At 61.6% G+C, this 17,499-nt stretch carries 14 protein-coding genes and 1 pseudogene; 7 read left to right on the top strand and 8 right to left on the bottom strand.

Translation table 11 applies throughout. The features are described 5' to 3' along the window. Positions 1–83 precede the first annotated feature (83 nt). Together BDB13_RS19935 and BDB13_RS19930 are read left to right on the top strand one after the other, a co-directional pair. On the top strand, positions 84–1,091 hold the full coding sequence (locus BDB13_RS19935; protein WP_094275049.1) for an alpha/beta hydrolase family protein: 1,008 nt from the start codon (positions 84–86) through the stop codon (positions 1,089–1,091). Positions 1,092–1,225: 134 nt separating this feature from the next. Further along, complete coding sequence (locus BDB13_RS19930; protein ID WP_094273288.1) at positions 1,226–1,897, top strand: hypothetical protein; 672 nt, start codon at positions 1,226–1,228, stop codon at positions 1,895–1,897. 354 nt (positions 1,898–2,251) lie between these two features. Here the strand turns inward: BDB13_RS19930 and BDB13_RS19925 are convergent, their stop codons facing one another. Together BDB13_RS19925 and BDB13_RS19920 are read right to left on the bottom strand one after the other, a co-directional pair. Beyond that, positions 2,252–3,850: a hypothetical protein gene (locus tag BDB13_RS19925; RefSeq protein WP_094273286.1), complete on the bottom strand. Its 1,599-nt coding sequence runs from the start codon at positions 3,848–3,850 to the stop codon at positions 2,252–2,254. Positions 3,851–4,269: 419 nt separating this feature from the next. Continuing rightward, positions 4,270–4,677, bottom strand: a complete 408-nt coding sequence (locus BDB13_RS19920) for a hypothetical protein (RefSeq protein WP_094273284.1) — start codon at positions 4,675–4,677, stop codon at positions 4,270–4,272. A 388-nt stretch (positions 4,678–5,065) separates the two neighbouring features. On the opposite strand from BDB13_RS19920, the gene BDB13_RS19915 reads away from it, so the two are divergent. Beyond that, positions 5,066–5,572: a DUF2004 domain-containing protein gene (locus BDB13_RS19915; RefSeq protein ID WP_094273282.1), complete on the top strand. Its 507-nt coding sequence runs from the start codon at positions 5,066–5,068 to the stop codon at positions 5,570–5,572. A 115-nt stretch (positions 5,573–5,687) separates the two neighbouring features. Here the strand turns inward: BDB13_RS19915 and BDB13_RS19910 are convergent, their stop codons facing one another. Both BDB13_RS19910 and BDB13_RS19905 read right to left on the bottom strand, forming a co-directional pair. After that, complete coding sequence (locus BDB13_RS19910) at positions 5,688–6,479, bottom strand: thioesterase family protein (protein ID WP_094273280.1); 792 nt, start codon at positions 6,477–6,479, stop codon at positions 5,688–5,690. A gap of 694 nt (positions 6,480–7,173) precedes the next feature. Further along, positions 7,174–7,920: a DMP19 family protein gene (locus BDB13_RS19905; RefSeq protein ID WP_217902140.1), complete on the bottom strand. Its 747-nt coding sequence runs from the start codon at positions 7,918–7,920 to the stop codon at positions 7,174–7,176. Between the two features lie 304 nt (positions 7,921–8,224). On the opposite strand from BDB13_RS19905, the gene BDB13_RS19900 reads away from it, so the two are divergent. Further along, the gene (locus BDB13_RS19900) at positions 8,225–8,596 is read left to right on the top strand and encodes a DUF4259 domain-containing protein (RefSeq protein ID WP_094273278.1); all 372 of its coding nucleotides are present in this window, start codon (positions 8,225–8,227) and stop codon (positions 8,594–8,596) included. 888 nt (positions 8,597–9,484) lie between these two features. Beyond that, positions 9,485–9,826: an Imm51 family immunity protein gene (locus BDB13_RS19890; protein WP_094273274.1), complete on the top strand. Its 342-nt coding sequence runs from the start codon at positions 9,485–9,487 to the stop codon at positions 9,824–9,826. Between the two features lie 303 nt (positions 9,827–10,129). Here BDB13_RS19890 and BDB13_RS19885 read toward each other — a convergent pair whose 3' ends face one another. Continuing rightward, on the bottom strand, positions 10,130–11,317 hold the full coding sequence (locus tag BDB13_RS19885) for an RNA-guided endonuclease InsQ/TnpB family protein (RefSeq protein WP_441347203.1): 1,188 nt from the start codon (positions 11,315–11,317) through the stop codon (positions 10,130–10,132). A 50-nt stretch (positions 11,318–11,367) separates the two neighbouring features. Between BDB13_RS19885 and tnpA the strand changes: the two are divergent. After that, positions 11,368–11,645, top strand: a pseudogene (tnpA, locus tag BDB13_RS32590) (IS200/IS605 family transposase); the annotation flags it as partial. A gap of 29 nt (positions 11,646–11,674) precedes the next feature. After that, positions 11,675–11,983 (top strand): oligopeptide/dipeptide ABC transporter ATP-binding protein, encoded by a 309-nt coding sequence (locus BDB13_RS19875; protein WP_094273271.1) that lies wholly within the window; start codon positions 11,675–11,677, stop codon positions 11,981–11,983. A gap of 690 nt (positions 11,984–12,673) precedes the next feature. On the opposite strand, the gene BDB13_RS19865 is transcribed toward BDB13_RS19875, so the two are convergent. From BDB13_RS19865 to BDB13_RS19855, 3 genes are all read right to left on the bottom strand, one after another. Further along, positions 12,674–13,801, bottom strand: coding sequence for a hypothetical protein (locus tag BDB13_RS19865; RefSeq protein WP_094273268.1), 1,128 nt, complete (start codon positions 13,799–13,801; stop codon positions 12,674–12,676). A gap of 266 nt (positions 13,802–14,067) precedes the next feature. Continuing rightward, a complete protein-coding gene (locus tag BDB13_RS19860; RefSeq protein WP_094275047.1) occupies positions 14,068–15,678 on the bottom strand; it encodes an ABC transporter substrate-binding protein in 1,611 nt (536 codons plus the stop codon). A 472-nt stretch (positions 15,679–16,150) separates the two neighbouring features. Then, positions 16,151–17,446, bottom strand: a complete 1,296-nt coding sequence (locus BDB13_RS19855) for a DUF1214 domain-containing protein (protein ID WP_176459633.1) — start codon at positions 17,444–17,446, stop codon at positions 16,151–16,153. Positions 17,447–17,499 lie beyond the last annotated feature (53 nt).

The raw sequence follows: 17,499 nt of genomic DNA, 5'->3' as shown, positions 1-17,499 counted from the left end.
AGGTGGAAGTTTCCGTGAATCCTGACGTGTCCCGATCTGAACGCCCGGAAACAGACGGCCCGCCGCGGCGGCGGCTCACCTGGTTGCTGGGCGCCCTGCTGGGCGTGGTGCTGCTCGTCGTCGGCGCGGCGGGATGGATTCTCGACCAGAACAGCTACGAGATACGCGAAGAAACTGTCACCATCACCGGCGGTCCGCAGCCGCTGCAGGGAGTGCTGGCGCTGCCCCAAACCGGCGCGGGGCCATACGGACTCGTAGTATTCGTGCACGGCGACGGGCCGATCGACGCGACTCATGAGACCTTCTACCGGCCGATCTGGGAGTCGCTCGCACGAGCCGGCTACGCGTCTTTGTCCTGGGACAAGCCCGGTGTCAACGGCGCTCCCGGCAATTGGCTGGACCAGAGTATGGACGACCGCGCGGCCGAGGCTCTCGCGGCCATCGCCTGGTCCAGGTCGCGGCCGGAGATCGATCCGCACCGCATCGGACTCTGGGGAGCCAGTCAGGCCGGCTGGGTCCTCCCCAAGGTGGCCGCGCAGGATCCGAGCCTGCAGTTCATGATTGCCGTCTCACCCGCTGTCAACTGGCTGCAGCAGGGCCGCTACAACACCCTCGCGGAAAGCCGCGCCGCGGGAGCCTCGTCGACGGAAGTCGAGGCGGCGCTGTCGAGGAGCGAGGCCACCTTGAACCAACTGCGCACGGGCGCGACGTTCGAGGAGTTTGCGGCGGCCGGCGGCGCCACCGACGGACTGACGGCCGACCGGTGGCGGTTCATTGCCGAGAACTACACCTCGGACGCGTCGGCCGACCTTGTCGCGGTGCGGATCCCGGTACTGCTGATCGTGGCGGGCCACGATCAGAACGTCGACGTAGTCGATACCGAGGCGACGTACCGGGCACTGTTGCGAGAGCCGGGGCAGTTGTCTGTCAAACACTATCCGGACGCGACGCATTCGCTGGTGCGTAAGGACATCGAGGACAGCGACGTGAAGACCGTGGTTGTCGCGACCGTCGCGCCCCGCTCCCTATTCGCCGACGGCTTCCTGACCGACCAGCGCCACTTCGTCGAGGCTCTCCAGAACCGTCCCTAGAGAAAGAGGAAACCGATGAAGGTGCTGGCTCTGGGTGGGCCTGGCCCGTCGACGTTCCCGGCACCGGCGACCAGGTAGACGCCGATGCGCAGCTGGCCGGTCCGGCTGGCCCGACAGCGGCGGCGGTGCACTGGATGCAGCAGATCAGCGGAACGGTAGCAGTCGTGCACGGCGGCACCCTCATTCAGCAGGCCCCGCTTCGTCCGGTTACCCTTTCGTTGCCGGGCAGGCGCCGCGGCACCGCCTACACGGTCGGCCATCTCGAGCCCGTCACTCTGCACCGAAGCCATTCGCCGAGCGGCAACGCTGCGAATCTGATGGTCATCACGCCGGGAACTGTCGCCTATCTCGACGTGCTTCGCTCCGATATCGACAGGGGCCGACTCACCAACGAGTCCGCTGCTGCCGATCTGGCCAAGCCGACACTGCGACGCGCGCTCCGCTCGATGGCAGGTGCCACCAAGTCTGCCTCGCCCGGTTCGCTGCCGCTCTTCTTCGCGGCGGCTACCGGCGCGAAGGGGAACGCGCACCTCACGGTCCTCGCTCACCTGGCGGGCGGCTCGGAGGTGAACTCGCCGACCTCGTCGTTGATGGCGAACATGGCCGAGGCAACCGGAATCCCATTGGCGCTCGGCCTGTCTCAGCTCGTCGACGGTACAGCCGCCCGTCCCGGTGTTCACGCGCCCGAAACCGTAATCGACCCCGACCGCTTCTTTCAGGATTTGGACCTGGTCATCGGTCGCGGCACCGGGCGTGGCAGTGTCCTGGTCGAGTGTGCCCTTACCGAAACCCTGCCGCGGCGGTGAGGTGCCTCCGACAACTGCAGAAGACACCTCCGCGGGGCCTGTCTCTTGACGCTCTCATGAGCGGTGACTGGTGCGGCCCCGCACAGGGCGGCGGCCCGTTCCGAGGTGTCCTTCCCTCCGCTCCGTGGCCATTTTCGTTGGCCGTGTCGATAACCGCGCGGGCGCACCTCACCCCGGTTTTCGTATCAGCGGTCGAGTTATCGGCGGGTAGCGGGCGGCCATTCCCCTCGAGCCGTCCAACGCGGCAAGGAGACCTGGGCCATACCCGCCACCCGCAACTCCAGGCGAGCACGTATGAGGCTAACCAGTTCGAGCCGGGGCGACGCAAACCGTCTCAGATCGTCTGGTGTGAATTCACCGCACTACCAGGTCGTGATCCGTAGCGCTGAGGGTGATCGGCACGATCCGTTTACCCCGACCCCAGTCGCGGATGAACGTGTCGAGGGCCGGATCGGTGCTCCGCGAATCGAAGGCCGCACGGGGAATCTCGATGGCGCCCACCAGCTGCCGCGGCTGATCGTCCAGACCAGCACCGCGTGGAGCGACCCGGAGCCCGTCCGCGGTGTGTATCAGCACCGGCAGAGTCTTTCCGTCCGGCGTCGTCACTGTCCCAGGACGGGTGGTGGCCACGGGATCGAAGTGCTCCACCGAGAGTCGGTACCCGGAGGGCCCCGCCTTCAGTCCGGCCTCGTCCAGCAGGCGTGGATCGAGAATCGAATACGGAACCTGCCAGTCGACGAGCAACTGCCCGTCGACGAGGGTGTCGCGGGCAGGCAGGGTTGCAGACAGGTTCCACGGCACTGCGGGCGCGAGCGTGTCCGAGGATCGGTCGGCCGGTGAGTTCGCCAGCTCGGTGCCGGGCAGCGGAGCGTCGGTGGGCGTGAACTCCCACACCGGGGCGGTCAGATCCTTGTGCCAGAACCCGGTGCGTCCGTCCTGCTTCCCGGCCACGCGCAGCTCCCGACGATTCGGGCCGACCCCGGTGGAGTGCACGCTGATCGCCGAGGTGATCTCGCCCGGGATCTTGGGCTGGTGGACCCAGTCCTGCGCCGGCAATTGGATTGCGGCGTAGTTCTTGAACCACGCTTCGAAGGCGGAGTTGGGAGCGGTGGGCTTGCCCGTCTGGTCGTCCCAGCTGTAGCGGAAGAATACCGAGTCGCCTCCGGAGGAGTCGATGTCGAAGTTGCGGGTGTACATGTCGCCGTATTTATTCGTGACGAAGGTCGTCGAGGCCGATGAGGAAAGCGCCATCGACTGGAACCGGCCCCCTACGGGCCCGCCGATTTCATAGCTGGAGTCGTCGGGCAGCCACGGGTCCGCGTAGGTGATGCGGCTGCCGTCGCCGGTGAGCGCGGGAATCATCGTCATCTTCGCCAGCCCGAAGTAGTGGAGTCGACCCGCGACGTCGGCGTAGGTCTGGTTGTCCCACGGGGAGCCGACGCTCAGCGCCCATGTGCCTGGATCGCCGCCGGGTAGCTGCTTGCCTTTACCGGTCCACATGGGGGCGCCGAACGCCGACGTCCAGTTCCACACAGTTGGTTGCTGTGACGCATTGTCCATGGTGTAGATCCAGCCGGACTCGTCGACGGCGATCAGCTCGTCATCGTCCACCGAGATCCCAACGAGGCGATCCCGCATGCATTCCGGCAGCGGCGCGTAACGCCACGGCTCGAGGTTGGGTCCGTTCCACACCCGGGGCCGCGTCAGCAACGCGTGGTCGACGAGTGCGTAGTCCCAGAACCTGTTGAACTGTGTTGTCTGCGTTCGCAGTTCGATGCTGGTCGGGGCGGTTTGATCATTGAACACCGGGAGGTTGGTAAGTCCATCACGACTGCCGAAGGACGGAAGCCCAGGCGGTAACTGCGCGGTGCCGAATGGCACGCAGGCCGCGGGAGCGTCGGCTGCGGGAGCGGCGATTGCGGCAGGGGCGGATGCCAGCAGGGCGGCCGTCATTACCGCGCAGAGGGCCGATGAACGAATGGGGATCTCGCAGAGGCGGTTGCGATGGGGAAGGCTAGTCACAGGAAAAGAGATCGAGTCTCAGTGACGAATTGTTACATTCCAGCTAATCCTTCCGCTGGGCTCGTCCGAAACCAGTTGCGATATCCACACCGGCGCCTCGGATGAAGCGGGCAACGGTGTCACTGCGGAGGTCGAGCGAACATCCTTGCCTGAGAGTGGTTTTCAGGAGATGGTGTAATAGCGATTTTCCGGAGATGCTGGCACGTTCTACGCATGGATCTTCCGCCTGAGTGGCCTCGCCAACGACGACGCCCGATCGTGCGGCTGAGGTTGTCGCACTGTGGCACCACTGGTGGCGATGACCGGCTTGGGCTGCTCTTCGAACAGCTGAAGGCATTCCGACTTCGGACCTACGCGATCACATTCGGGCGGGGAGCGGTTGTCAGCTCTACGGGCATACGTGCGGCAGGGGTGACTCCGGAGGTGACCGCTGATGCCGGGGACTCGGTTGCCGAGACAATTGATTTGCTGCTCGAGCGGACCCCAGGCGTGATCGTCTCGGCCCCACGCTCGAGGAATGCGAGCGGGGGATCGGCAACTGCGAATCCGGCATTGCCCTGTTGTGCAACGCATTTTGCTGAACCCTGGTGTGAAAACCCGCACACGAACACCGTCGTGGCCGACCCTCCGATCGCCACGATCACGGCGGCGATTGCAATGCCGAAGTAGCGCCACTCGGACGCGCTGCTGTAAGGGAAAGTGTCTGCCCAGTGCAAGCCGAGGCGCACGGCGACGGCACTGAGGGCCAAGCTCAGCACTCAACCGGAGATGATGAACAGAATGCGCTGCATCAACCGTAAGCACCAATTTCTCTATACCCTGGAACGCGAAGAACTCTTCGACGCCGTCGACGCTCTGACCGAAAAACCTTTCACCCGAAGCCAATCGCGCTCTCGAACCGATCATCGAGGAAACGTTGGATGACTGAACGATGCACGGCAATGGAGTGCAGAGCGACGAATGAACCTCCTACGGTCATCTGACAATCGGACAGGGAACCCTCGGCATGGCACCATCCAGCGATTCCGTGTCAACACTCTGGTCTCTACCCATACCCAGACACACCGGCACTCAGGCACTCCGGCAAACCCGTCGCCCCGACTTTGCCGCAGCGGGCGTCGCCCAGGCTCAATGGGATAGTGAGGCATGGAAACGACCATCACTACGCGACGAGCCGGACAACTCACTTTCGATACTTTCGAGGGGTATGCAGGTGACGTCACCTTCCACACCGATCACGGTCCTGTGCAGGTTTGGGTGCATATCTTCGAAAATGCCAGCGAAGACGACACCCTTCTTAGCCGGGTCAGCGGTGTTCTGGATGCTTTTCCCGAACTACTGCAAGCCGGTAGGGGAGCTCTCGAGGGCGATATCGCCGATGGTGGCCAAGCACTTCCCTTCGTCGAGTTCCACACCGAGGAACTTCCCCGCCCCTATCTGGACTCTGTCCTGCAGAAGTTCCGTACCGGCAGCATCGGCGCAAGGCAACTCATCACACAGTTCACTCCGCACGCGTTCGTCGTGATGCGTGATGATTCAAACCAATTGGCCTGCTGGATCGACTTCATCCTTCCGCCGTTCGAGTCGGACCAAGTTTTGACAGTCAAGTTCATGCCGGATCGGACGGTGAGAAGCGTTAGCTGGGAGAGCTGAAGCCGGCTCCCGGGGTTGTCTTCAGTAACGGTGCTTCTGCCTGGACGCACTGACCTTGTCTGGTGAACCCGGTCCCATGATTCGCCTTCCTGATATCAGGACGAGGGCCGCTTGCTCAGAGCTGAGAGGAAGCGAAGTCGATCTGCCGACGGGCGTTAGACACTGCGGTGACCACGCAGGTGCCGAGCGGGCCGGTCCTGTCGTAGAGCGTTGCAGTGCCGATCGAGATGCCTTCGGTGGCAATAGTGTTGTCCGCGCGCAGGCCCAGTTCGTAACCGAGAGGCAGTCGCGACAACGTGAGGGTCATGTCCGCGTTGATGTACCCGGCACCCTCGGATCCCCAGTGACATACGAGGTTCGTGGTGTCGCCGAGCACCGCCGCGCGCTGGAACGGCGAAATCGGTTCACCGTCGACGAGCGCGGGCAGGCTGTACCACGAGATTTTGCGGTCGGCGTTCTGATTCGCCGCAAAATCGTGTGTCCACTCGCGGTCGCTGCTCTTGAACAGCGGCGGAGATCCCAGTGGAGAGACGCATCCTTCCGGAGGCACAGGAAGGTCCACCTCCGGACTCCACACCTGCCCCGCCGGCTCGGCTCCGGTTGTCAAGAACACCACCGAGGCTCGTGCCCGCACCTGCTCGTCTTGGACGATGAAAGCATCCGCGGCGGTGATTCTCGTGCCTTGGCGGACGACCTCGCTGCGCACCTCGATCGGGGCGTTCGAGACCGGCTTGAAGAGGTCCACCGTCAGCCGGGCCGGGACGAACCCGGGCGGACAGTGAGTCTCGAGCTCGCGAGCAAGGAGACCACACACGGCGTGACCGCCCACTTGGGTCGGCGCCCAGGCGCTGACCGCCAACGCTTCCGCTGTGAGTAGGTCCCCGTGCTTAGTGAAGAAACTGACCATCGTTGCCGGCTTCCTTTTCAGTTCATCCACTCGAATAGTAAAAACGTAACACGTTACAGCTTTTTGGCGGATGGATCACCAATCTTGCCGACGTTTCTCGCAGAGCTCAGCACACTGCCCACGACGAACGTCCGCGCCCATTTTGCAAAGTGCAGGGAAGGCAACTAGCGGATGAAGGTTCGCTCGGCGTGCTGAGATGAGCGCATGAGTCGTGCTGAGATGAGCGCATGAGTACAGTCGACCCCGTCGCCGCGCGGTTACAGCGGCAGAATCGGCGAACGGGAGCTATCCAAGTTTCTGTAGCCCTCGCGCTGGGCTTTGGTTTGTCCTCCATGCTTGGCGGCGCCCCGCTTGGCCGCCGAAAGCGAGTTCGAGCCGGACGCGCGGCCGTCGCGTTCGCTATGCCCCCCACTCCGACAGTGGCACTTGCCGAGGACACGTCGCGGACCAGGCCCGTCCGAGTTTCCCGCCTGCCGGCCTGAGGTCGACGCCGAACTGCGCACCACCCCACAGGGATTGAGGAGGACTCGCGTTGACCGGAACCGCGCCGCTCTTTCGTCTTGGACACAGCACCGCCCAGTACCCACACCCCTCAGTGCGAAGCATGTGGCGTTGCCCACGGCGAACTTTGGGGCGAGGAGTTGCTCGCGGCCCTGCACCCCCTGGTCGTGGGGCCTGTTTTATGTGCTCGGACCTACCCTGCTGGCAGCTGCGGCAACCGGTGGCTGTCCGTCCGGCTCGTGATCTCAGTGGTCGTGATCATGCGCGTCCCTTCACCCGACGCTTGCTCACGGCCGTAGTGCTGCACAACGAGGCGGGTGAGCGGGTCGGGGAATTCCCAGAATGCCTCGTCCAACTTCTCCAGATGTTCCTTGTCGACCTCGGTAAGACGGTCGTGGATGTCCGAGATCGACTCGATCCCGCCGACGGCGAAGTGCAGTTCAACGACATTGAACATCCTCCGCAGGATGCTGGCGGCCACCGTGGCGCCGATGGCCTCCAGTGCGGCGACTGCGGTGTCATGATTGCAGATACCCCAGTTTCCGAGGAACTGCAGAAACCCTCCGTTGTTGATGTCGGCCTCCGCTCGCCACAGAGCGACCAGATCGCAGTCACGCGGCGAGATTGCATCCATGTTCCAATCGGCGGTCTTGAGTCGGGCCAGTGCGGCGTCGTAGAGGCGATCCTGCAGGATCGCCCACACACTCACCATTCCCTCAGAGCTCGGCTCCCACAGCTTCGGCCAGTTCACGCCGTGCCCGTCATCGGTCAGCCGCCACTGCTCTCGCTCTGCGGGTGTCGCCTTTTCCAGTCGAACATGGCGCCGGAACGGCTCCGTGAGTGTTTGCATATCGGCAAGGGTCAGGACGATGGCGGTATCAGTGAGGTCGACGCCGGTGACGCGGTACGTTACGTTGGCGTCGAATCGTTTCTCTGTCACGCGGAGATCCTAGTCGGCGTCCTGAACTGGGGTGATTATACGTTCTTGGGTCCAGCGCCGGGGCGGCCAGTCGATGACCACATTTCCCGCCTAACTACCGAGATCGACCGTGCCGCGCACGGTGGCGTCCGGCGTCGATGACCGTCTCCGTCCTCGCGGACTGATGAGTGGTCCAGACGGCACGCGCGAACGGGTAGTACGCGATTGCGTGCGATTCCCCCGGGGCGGGGCCCGCCGATCAGCGGAACGTCGGGGCCGTCTGGTTTAATATCGCCAGAATCGGACGCGGGAGGGTACGGACACCATGGGGACCTGGGGCAGCGGTAACTTCGACGACGACACCGCCGCCGATCATCTTTCGGACCTGACCGGCAGGCTCGTCGACGAGGTAACCACGGCTATGTCCGGCGACCTGGTCGATATCGAGCCGGACGAGTACTGGGGCGTTGCAGTGCCGTGCAACCTGGAGTTACTCCACTTGATCGCGCAGCAGCGTTATGTCGGGGTCTGCCTGCCCGACCCGGAGACCATCGTCGGCTGGAAAGACCGGTTCCTGGCAGTGTGGGACGGGGCGATCGACGGGTTGGAGCCTAAGCCTGACCACAAGGTGCAACGACGCGAGGTGCTCGTGCGAACTTTCGACCAACTGACTGAGGTGGCGAGGCGCGAGGGCTGAGGAGCCGGGTTGGCTCCCGACTGCCGTCTGCACGCCGGGCTGCGGGCGGCACGCTCACTGGCGTGGATGTTCGCGACAGGCCGTCAGGGCGGCATACGTCGGTTACCGCAGGACGATTGTTCGGCAGGAACGGCGCTGCTGCTCTAGGGTCGGTGCCATATTGATTTCGATTACGAATTCTGTTGTTGCCATAGTTGTTTCGCGGATCGTTCCTCGCGTTACCGTTACACCGCCACCGCGTCTGCCGACTGAAATCGAGGGGAAAGGCAACTCGTAGAGCATGTCGTCGACAATCGCCAGCCGTCAACGCCACCCCGTCATCTCTCTGGCGACGGCAACATTGGCTACACCGGACGCTTCTTGTGAGCGGTGAACTGCTCCCCTCGCTGACGCAAGCCCAGCACGCTGAAGTGTTATTCGCCGGACGGCGACTCAACCTCGGCTCCATCATCGCTGTCTGGGTATCGAACCGTCGGTTCGTCTCGACGGGGGATCGACTTCTGCCGTGCTGAAAACGCTCATGGTCGCGACGAACCCGGGTTCTGGGGGTGAGGTCGGTCAGGTGATCTCATATGTGCATGGCCCCGACTGGATATCGGTAGTGGCACCTGATGGTGAGGCGTACCTTGACGCATCACCTACGTGGTTCCGCGATCAAGTAGAAGAGTTGATCCAGGTCAGGGTCGCTGCGAGGCAGATCGCGGCGCGGTAGTTGGGGCGAGTTTGAGCGCATCACACCATGTTGCCTTCGTGGCAACGCTCGGGCGGGTTGACTGTCAATGATCCGGAAACCTATACCCGAGAACGGCTCTCCCTCGTCGCCGTTGCATTCGCTCAATCCGTGGGCAATCGAAACACACTGTCAGTCGGATCTGATTCAATGCACGCATGACATCACCTTCGATCGAACCTCTGCAGCTTTTCGAGACGTCACCGGGAAAATGGTCACTGATGCTCACGGACCAGCACTTCGGCAGAGTCGCAGCTGTATTCGAGCAAGTTGAAGGGTTCGAGGGGGGTGGATACGACTGGGCTTCGGTGGCTCACGCAGTGGTCGGACGCGATGCGCCGAATCTGGAAGGCCGATTCAGCACCGATCCCGAAGCCGGGATGTTTGTTGCATACGGCGGCGACCACGAAGCGCTCAGTGAGCTCGGAATCCTTCTCGCCAAGGCGTATTCCGATGCTGGGTATCTCGGCGGACTGGTCGCGATTTCCGAACTTGATTAGTCGGACTCAGAACTAGTCGGACGAGAACGATGAAGGCCCCACAGCGTGAATTGTGGTTAACACGGTGGTCGCGACATTCTCACATGAGGGGTTGCGACGACCGTGTTGATTTCGGAGGACTGTGCCCGGTTCGGTGATTCGGTAAGCGAACGTGCTCACGCCGTCGCGCAGGCAAGTGGGAACCGGAAGTCCACTCGGCAGAGGCGAATCGAAAGAATGCGAACCGCTGCTGACCGGGCAGTGTGGCTTTGTCATGTTAATCAACTACCTGGCCCTAAAGGGCCGGGTTTGCTGCTCACCAACCTAGCTGGATGCTAGAGCGGTGGCTGCTATAGGCACGGTTGATTGAGCGGCCCAATGCTTTTCATGCCCGAGCGCGGCAATATTGCGGGCAGCATTGTGATCCGCATGTGCGGTCCACCCACATTCTCGGCACTCGAACCTAGCTTGACTGCGGCGGTTTTTCTCATCGCAGAACCCACACTGAGAGCAGGTGCGGGAGGTGTTGCGCGGGTTGATTACCTGCACTGGGACTCCCGTCATCTCCGCCTTGTAGGTGACGAAGTCCCGCAACTGGGCGTAGGCCCACGAATGCACCTGTGCTCGTTGTTTCTTGGCCAGCCGTACCCGATCGCGGATCCCCGATAGATCTTCTATCGCGATACCCCGGTCGGTGCGTTGTGCCGCAGCGACAATTGTTTTCGACAGTTGGTGGTTGATGTCGGTGGCGAACCGTTGTTCCTTCCGTCGCCGTGTCTTCAACTTCCGTTTCGCGGACTTGGTACCCACCTTCTGTAAGGCTGTCCGCATGACCTGGTTCTTTTTCCGGCGGGCGGTGACGGCACCGCCGGACCACCGGACATCGAGAGCCTTCGGATCGTCGTCGGTGGTGACCGCCAGGTTCACGATCCCCAGATCCACTCCCAACCAACCATCTATCGGATCTTTCACCGGCACACCCGGTGTCGGCGCCGGTTGATCGACGGTGGCATACATGTAGAACGCGCCGTCGCGGTACACCAGATCGGACTCACCCTGGCGGTCTGCGAGGAGTTTGTGTTGCCACAGCGCGCACACGAACCGCACACCCTGCATCCGGCCCGAGCTCGTCCAGATGGAGACGGTCGAGGAATCGATCTTCCAGGACAGGCACCAGTCGTCGAACGGCTGCGCAGCATTCGACCGGAATCCGATCGCAGTATCAGCCACTGACACATACCGTTTCGACCCCGGACGCCCGTAGTTCCCGTTGGTCAGGTTCGCAGCTCGGGCGACGTACGCGTCGGCAACTTTCCGCAGAACATGCAACGACGGCTGCGCCGACAATCCCCGCGCCTTCACCATCGGGTACATCGCAACCTGCAAAGCCCGACGTGACCGCAGCTTCATCGACTGCGCCAACCCTGCTACCTCGTTGGCAACGTCGTTGCACAACACCAGCGTCGATTCCAGTGCAGCGAACTGCTCGGGCGTGGGTACGAGCTTGACCACGACAATCCGTTTCACCTCGCACCCACCCCCTCTCCACCACTCACGCCCATGTGGTCTAGTCACCAAATATCGTCGGGGAGCTTTCACTGACCCGATGCTGACACGGTGCGAATCGATCATGGCAGAGGTGTGCGACAAGTTCGGCGCTACGCTCACCGAATTTGACGGCGAATCCGATCACGTGCACCTTCTGATTCACTATCCGCCGACCGTTCAGCTCTCCACGTTGGTCAACAGTCTCAAAGGCGTCTCTGCCCGATACCTACGGCAAGAGTTTCCGGAACATATTCGCAAATACTTGTGGGGCAACCATTTTTGGTCGCCCTCAATCCGCGGCACCCGTACACCAAAGCGCTCATGGACTCCGTTCCTCATTCAGACCCAGGTGCATCACTGGCAACCGTCCGGTTGAAGGGAGAACTTCCCTCGCCGATCAATCCACCCAGCGGTTGTCGGTTCAACACCCGCTGCCCTCGCGTGGATGCACTGTGTACGGAGAGGGAGCCGGTTTTGGAAGACGTGTCGGCAGATCATGAGGTCGCCTGTCACCACCCGTTACCTGCTTCGTCGGAGCTGACACTACTGGAATTATTACCTGTGATTGATACACGCGGGTTTCAAGGAGGTTCTGCTTCGGTCAATGCTGTTGAAGCTAATGAAGATTGAGGAGATCTGCGTCCACTCCGATGGTGTAGCGGTGGAGCAGGTAGTCACGGTCGTGGGGGAGTTCTGACAGTCCTCATTGAAAGAGGATTCGGCACGCTGTCTCTGCAGACATTGGGTGTGTTGTCTATCGGCGCTGGGCCGATTCCACGATTTGCATCTGCCGCACGATCCATGGCGGTGGGATGTTCGCCGGAGGCTATGAGCCGGCCCGGCGCATTCCCGCTACCGACGATAGCTTTCGGATACAGGCGACTGCCGGGTATCCCGGCGTGATCGACAGGGGGTTTGCCGGACACTTTGAGTATGTATGGTTTGTAGCAACGGCTTTCATCGATTCGGCCATCGGTGCGGGGAGTCCACAGTATCGGGCGCGATGACCGGGGTACTCGGGCTGACCGAAGGTGATTGTTCCGTGGCCGGGCCGGTGACTTTGTCGGACCATTCAGGGGCCGTCGCGCCGGCCACGGTGGGATGCAGAACTCCACCACTTCTACGCCCGAGTCATGACAACTCCTCGATTACTGTGTCGTCACATCGAGGAGTTTGCCGTGCTGATGGAAAGTCGTGTTGGCGCAAGACTTTCCATCGACATCAGTTCCCGAGCTGAACCGGGACTGCCGCCGGGTACCCGTGTTAACTACGGTCCGCCCAGCGAGCCGACCACGCTGATTCGTCGGTATCGCCCCAACTTCAGCGATTACGCCCCTTTCCTGAATCTGTTTCGAGGCGAAAGAGTTCCACCGTCGTGTCCGGTAACTCGTTGTCGCAGCGCGCGAATCGGAACGCCATTGCTCCCTCGCTGTGTCCCAACGTCTCCAACCAGGTTGCGCCCGGAATCTTCGGGTCCCTGTGCGCCAGAACCAATTCGATGCGTCCGGTTTTGTCCGCTTTGGTGTCGAAGCTGGTCGCGTATACGCGGTTTCCGAAGCGCCACTCGAGGGACTCCATCCAGTAGTTCATCGGGACGAAGCTCCAGTACGCGCCACCTGGTGGCGTGAACGAGATGCGTAGCGCGTGTCCCTCCGGAATCGACCAATAGCCGTTCAGGTACTTGTGACCGGCTGGGGTGAAGATGTCGCCCGAGTCGTGCATGAGAGTGAGCTGATTCAGCTTCTCTGCTTTGTCTTTGCTAACCCACTCCGCCCAGATCCGAGTGTTGAACCAGGCGAACTGTGCGGCGCGCTCGAGACCTACTGCCAGGGTATCGGCGGTGACAGGCGGCGGGTTCACCGGACCACCGACTCTGCGAATCGACAACGGCCGCGGCTTGTCGAGGCGTGGATCACGGAGATAGCGCCTAACGGAAAGGGAGCTGGCATCGTCGTCGAGCCTCAGCCCGTTGCCTCCGACATGTCCGGCGGCAATTGTGAGGGTGAAGTTGCCGTCCGGTCCGGTATCGATGTCTTCTTCTGTGATCGCATCGATGAGACGGCGGGGTGTTTTGTTCGCGCCGCTCAAATCGCCGGAGTAGACGGTGAACTCGATGAGCTTCGTCTCGAGCATGTTTCCGGTGACGATGTACTGGTACTCCGACGACACGGGGCACGCGTCGTATAACTGTGCAGGGCTGTCGCCCGCAAACTTTCGCACACCTGCACGCGTCTTCTGATAGAAGTCGGGGTAGGCGGGGTCGGCATACTCGATAAATTGATCGATCCCGATCGATAGGTATCGTAGGAACAGTCGACTTCCTTCGGCGGCATCGATGGCATGCTCCGGCATCGGCAGTTGCGCGAATTTCTCGGGGAAATCCCTGATCGTGTCGGCAAGAAAGGTGAATGCCTCGACCGGCAGGTGAACGCGCTCCGGCGAAATCATGAGGGAATCTCCGGCGAGGCGCAACTGCCGAGCACTCGAACGGCAAGGACGGTGACAGACCGGGTTGTGCTTGCGGGTAGTCGTCTCAAGGTCGTGTGTCCCTTTTCTGTGTCCGTCTTCGTCGAAATCTCAATACTGTCGAAATGGGTGCAACGGGCCAGGTGAATATTCTGAACTGGTGGGAGTGTCCCTACTTTCCGGGCATCGATTCACAGCCACGACATCGGAATGCCCGTTGGCTTCGCGGAGTCCGTGAGGCAGGAGGTTCAGCTCTTCCATGCTTCGTCGAAGAGCATGATGCCGTCGATGCTCTGCATGAGGCCGTGAACGTTCTGGTTCCACACGTCGAAGGTCGGAACGTTGCCCCAAATCTGCCACGGCACGGTCTCGGTGGCACGTTGCTGGATCTTGGCGAGGACGGCCGTTTTGTCCTCGTCGGTGGTGGCGACACCGAGCTGATCGAGCAGAACGTCCATCTGGGCATCCGAGTAGCCGGTGGCGTTGTTGCGGCCACCAGTCTTGAGGCTCGCGTACAGCCGTTCGAACGGGTCGGCTTCGGAGAGGCTGAGCGCGCCGGTAGCCATGTCGTAGTCATGATCGACCAACACGCGTTTGGTGACGTCGCTTGCTCCGGTGACGTATTCGATCTGTACGTCGAATCCGATTGCGTTGAGCATGGCTTGTACAGCGAGAGCTGTTGCCTGTGAGGACGGTTCCTGGATGGAGAGGAACGTGACCTTGCCGTCGAAGCCGTCAGCCTTGGCCTGATTGAGCAGTTCCTTCGCCTTGGCCGTGTCGACACCGATCGGTGCGACGTCGTTGTGCCAGCGCGAGGTGTCCTGGAAGATGACCTGTCCGGGAAGGCCTTTGCCGTTGTTGACGCGGGTGTTCAGCGTCTCCGGGTCGATGGCCAGCGCCATCGCCTGCCGAACGCGCAGATCCGCGCCGGGGCGACCCGGAGCCATGTTCAGGTTCGCAATGTAACCGAGCGACGGGATGTCGATGAAGCCCGGGTTACCGTTCTCGATCAGATCCAGGATCGGGGCGAGCGTACGCATGTACGCAGCGTCGATGCCGCCCGACTTGAGAGCTTCAGCGGTGGGCTGAGCTCCCACGATGCTGATCAGCTTGAGCTTGTCGACGTTCGGTGCGCCGCCGTAGTAGTCGGGGCGAGCTGCCAGGACGAGTTCCTCGTTGGGGGCGAACTTCTCGAGGGTGAAGGCGCCGGCGCCGATCGGGGTGAACTGGTCACCCTTCTGTGCGGTGGGGGCGACGATCATGCCCGGTCCGGTAGCGAGCATCGACCGAATGCCGGTCCACGGATCAACGAGGTTGAAGACAACCGTCGTCGCGTCCGGGGTGTCGATCGAGGCGACCTTGGCAGCCCAGAGGCTGGACTGCGGTCCCTTGTTGGTGACGTAACGAGTGATGCTGTCGGAGACGGCTTTCGAGTCGAAAGGTGTTCCGTCGCTGAACTTGACGCCGTCACGAAGCTTCAATGTCCAGGTCTTGCTGTCGACGCTCGGCTCGAGCGACTTCGCCAACTGCGGCGCGAATGTCTTCTCGATGGGGTCGTAGCGCACCAGCGAGTCGTAGATCGCGCCGAGTTCGCTGCCACCGGCAGCTCCCGCGACCTGGCTCTTGGCGGGGTCGAGCGTCGTCACCGAAGAGAAGCCACTGAACGTCAACGTGCCACCCTTGGTGGGGGTGCCAGGGTCAGCCTGCTCGTTGACCAAACCGATCTCGAGCGCGGAACCCGACTCGACGGTTTCACCGCCGCCGCTCGACCCGTTGTCGGCGCACGACGCCAGGAACATGCTTGCGGTGACCGCCAGGGTGACCGCGGTCAATCGGCGGCGAGGGGATCTACGAGTCATGTGACGCCTCCAGATAGGATAATCGGTGAAATCTTCCGCGAAGATTCCCCATTGTGTGATGTGGATCATGATGAATGTCGTGTTGTCTCGCTCATCGGAATGTGGCGGACATCGGACCCGATTGAGGACAGCATCCGCGTTAGAACTCACAATCATCCGTGGGACTGTTCCAAGTTCCTGCTGCAGTCATCTGACTTGATGCCCGCAGGGAGACTGACCGAACAAATTGGCGGAGAGAGTGATTCGTGATTGTGTGCAGCGTGTGAATCGAACGACAACTGGTCGCGGCGATTCATCCCGGCCGGTACCGCGGTGATCGAAGTGCTTTTGGTATGAACTACTTTTGAGATTGGCAGCGCTCGATTATGAAGAGACGAATCGAGTCCCGCGGTGGGTCTTGCCCGCAAGGTCGATCCGACAAGTCGATCACAACGTGCGACCCAATCGGCTCGATCCGGAACCGATAGTTGCGCTATCCGGTGTACCGACGTACGTAGTCGTTGGCTCTCGAAGACTGCTGTTGTTCACGTTGCTGCATTGTGAGGAAGGAAGTACCTGCAGGCATTCGCTTGACAAGCTGTTCAAGTTTTACAATCTCGACGCTGCGGACGGCCAAGTTGATGGCAGCCTCCGCTGGCAGGGACTGCCAACGGACTGCAACCATCCCCGAATTATGACCTTCGGGGTCGAGCCAATTGTAGGCGCCCGGATCCTCACGGCAGATGACGAACGAGTACGTTCCATCCGAATTGGCTTCTGCTTGAACAGTATTCAGGCTACTCGTTCGGTGGATGTACTCGTACGCTACGCCCCACGGGTCAGAGATTTGAATACCGAGGGACTTAGCACCCAGAGGATCGACGGTGACAACCAACGCTTCTCCATCGTTCACGTCAAACCATCCCCCCGTTGACAGTCCGCGACCTGCGGGACGGCGGCGGGCTGACCGAACATGGTTCGCTGCCTCGGTATAGAAGTACTGGTTGAAGTAGTCGAGCCAGAACGGCGCTAATTGCGTCAGCAACTCCACCGAACGTGTAGTGAGCTGTTCCAAGCTTTGCGGCTCGCGAGCCGCAGGACCTGCAGTCCTGACCAGATCGAGTCGGACAACATTCTCGGTTGACCAGTCGTTGAAGAGATCCCGGACGATCAAGAACGAATCCTGCTCTGCGGGGATCTGGATGTGGTTACTCCGCCCGTTGGCAGGCTGGGCGTCCAGTGTGATGACAAAGGAGCCGTCTGCCGTGGCCACGATGTCATCGCTGTGCAGGCCTGCGAGCTGTGTGCCGCCTTCGGTGGTGAGGGCGGTGGTCCCGGGGACAGCGTCGCGCATCTCGAAGTGCTGCTCTGTCGGTCCCGGATAGTTGACCTTCCCGCGAATCTCGTAGGTCGAGGCGCCCGATATGGCTGCGTGCCGGTAAACATTGTCTGGGTTCTCGATTCCGAAACCGGACCTCGGGGAACTCAGTCCTTGAAACTCGTGTGGAGCGGTTACGCCCCACATGAGCCTCGGATCACCGGGGTCTGCGCAAATAGCGTATTGGGTCACTGCGGTAGCGAGGGAATGGGCAGCCCTGCTGATCGTCGCTTTTCCGGCCGGTGTCGAGCCCTGCGGGTCCGCCGCGTAGAGCATCTCGACATGTCGAATTGCGTTGCGGTAGGCGTCTGTCTCCAGAATCCTTCGGGTCAGTTCTTCACCTTCGCGTTGAACTGGGGTAGCGAGGGCGCCCACATAATCGACGTCAATCGATGTTTCCATTCGTTTCATCTGGAATTCCATTCTTTCCGGCTGGTGTCTGGCAACACAGACGGTAAAGACTT

This window comes from Rhodococcus sp. OK302, from assembly GCF_002245895.1.
GTDB lineage: Bacteria > Actinomycetota > Actinomycetes > Mycobacteriales > Mycobacteriaceae > Rhodococcus_F.
This window is presented reverse-complemented; position numbering and strand designations above follow the sequence as displayed.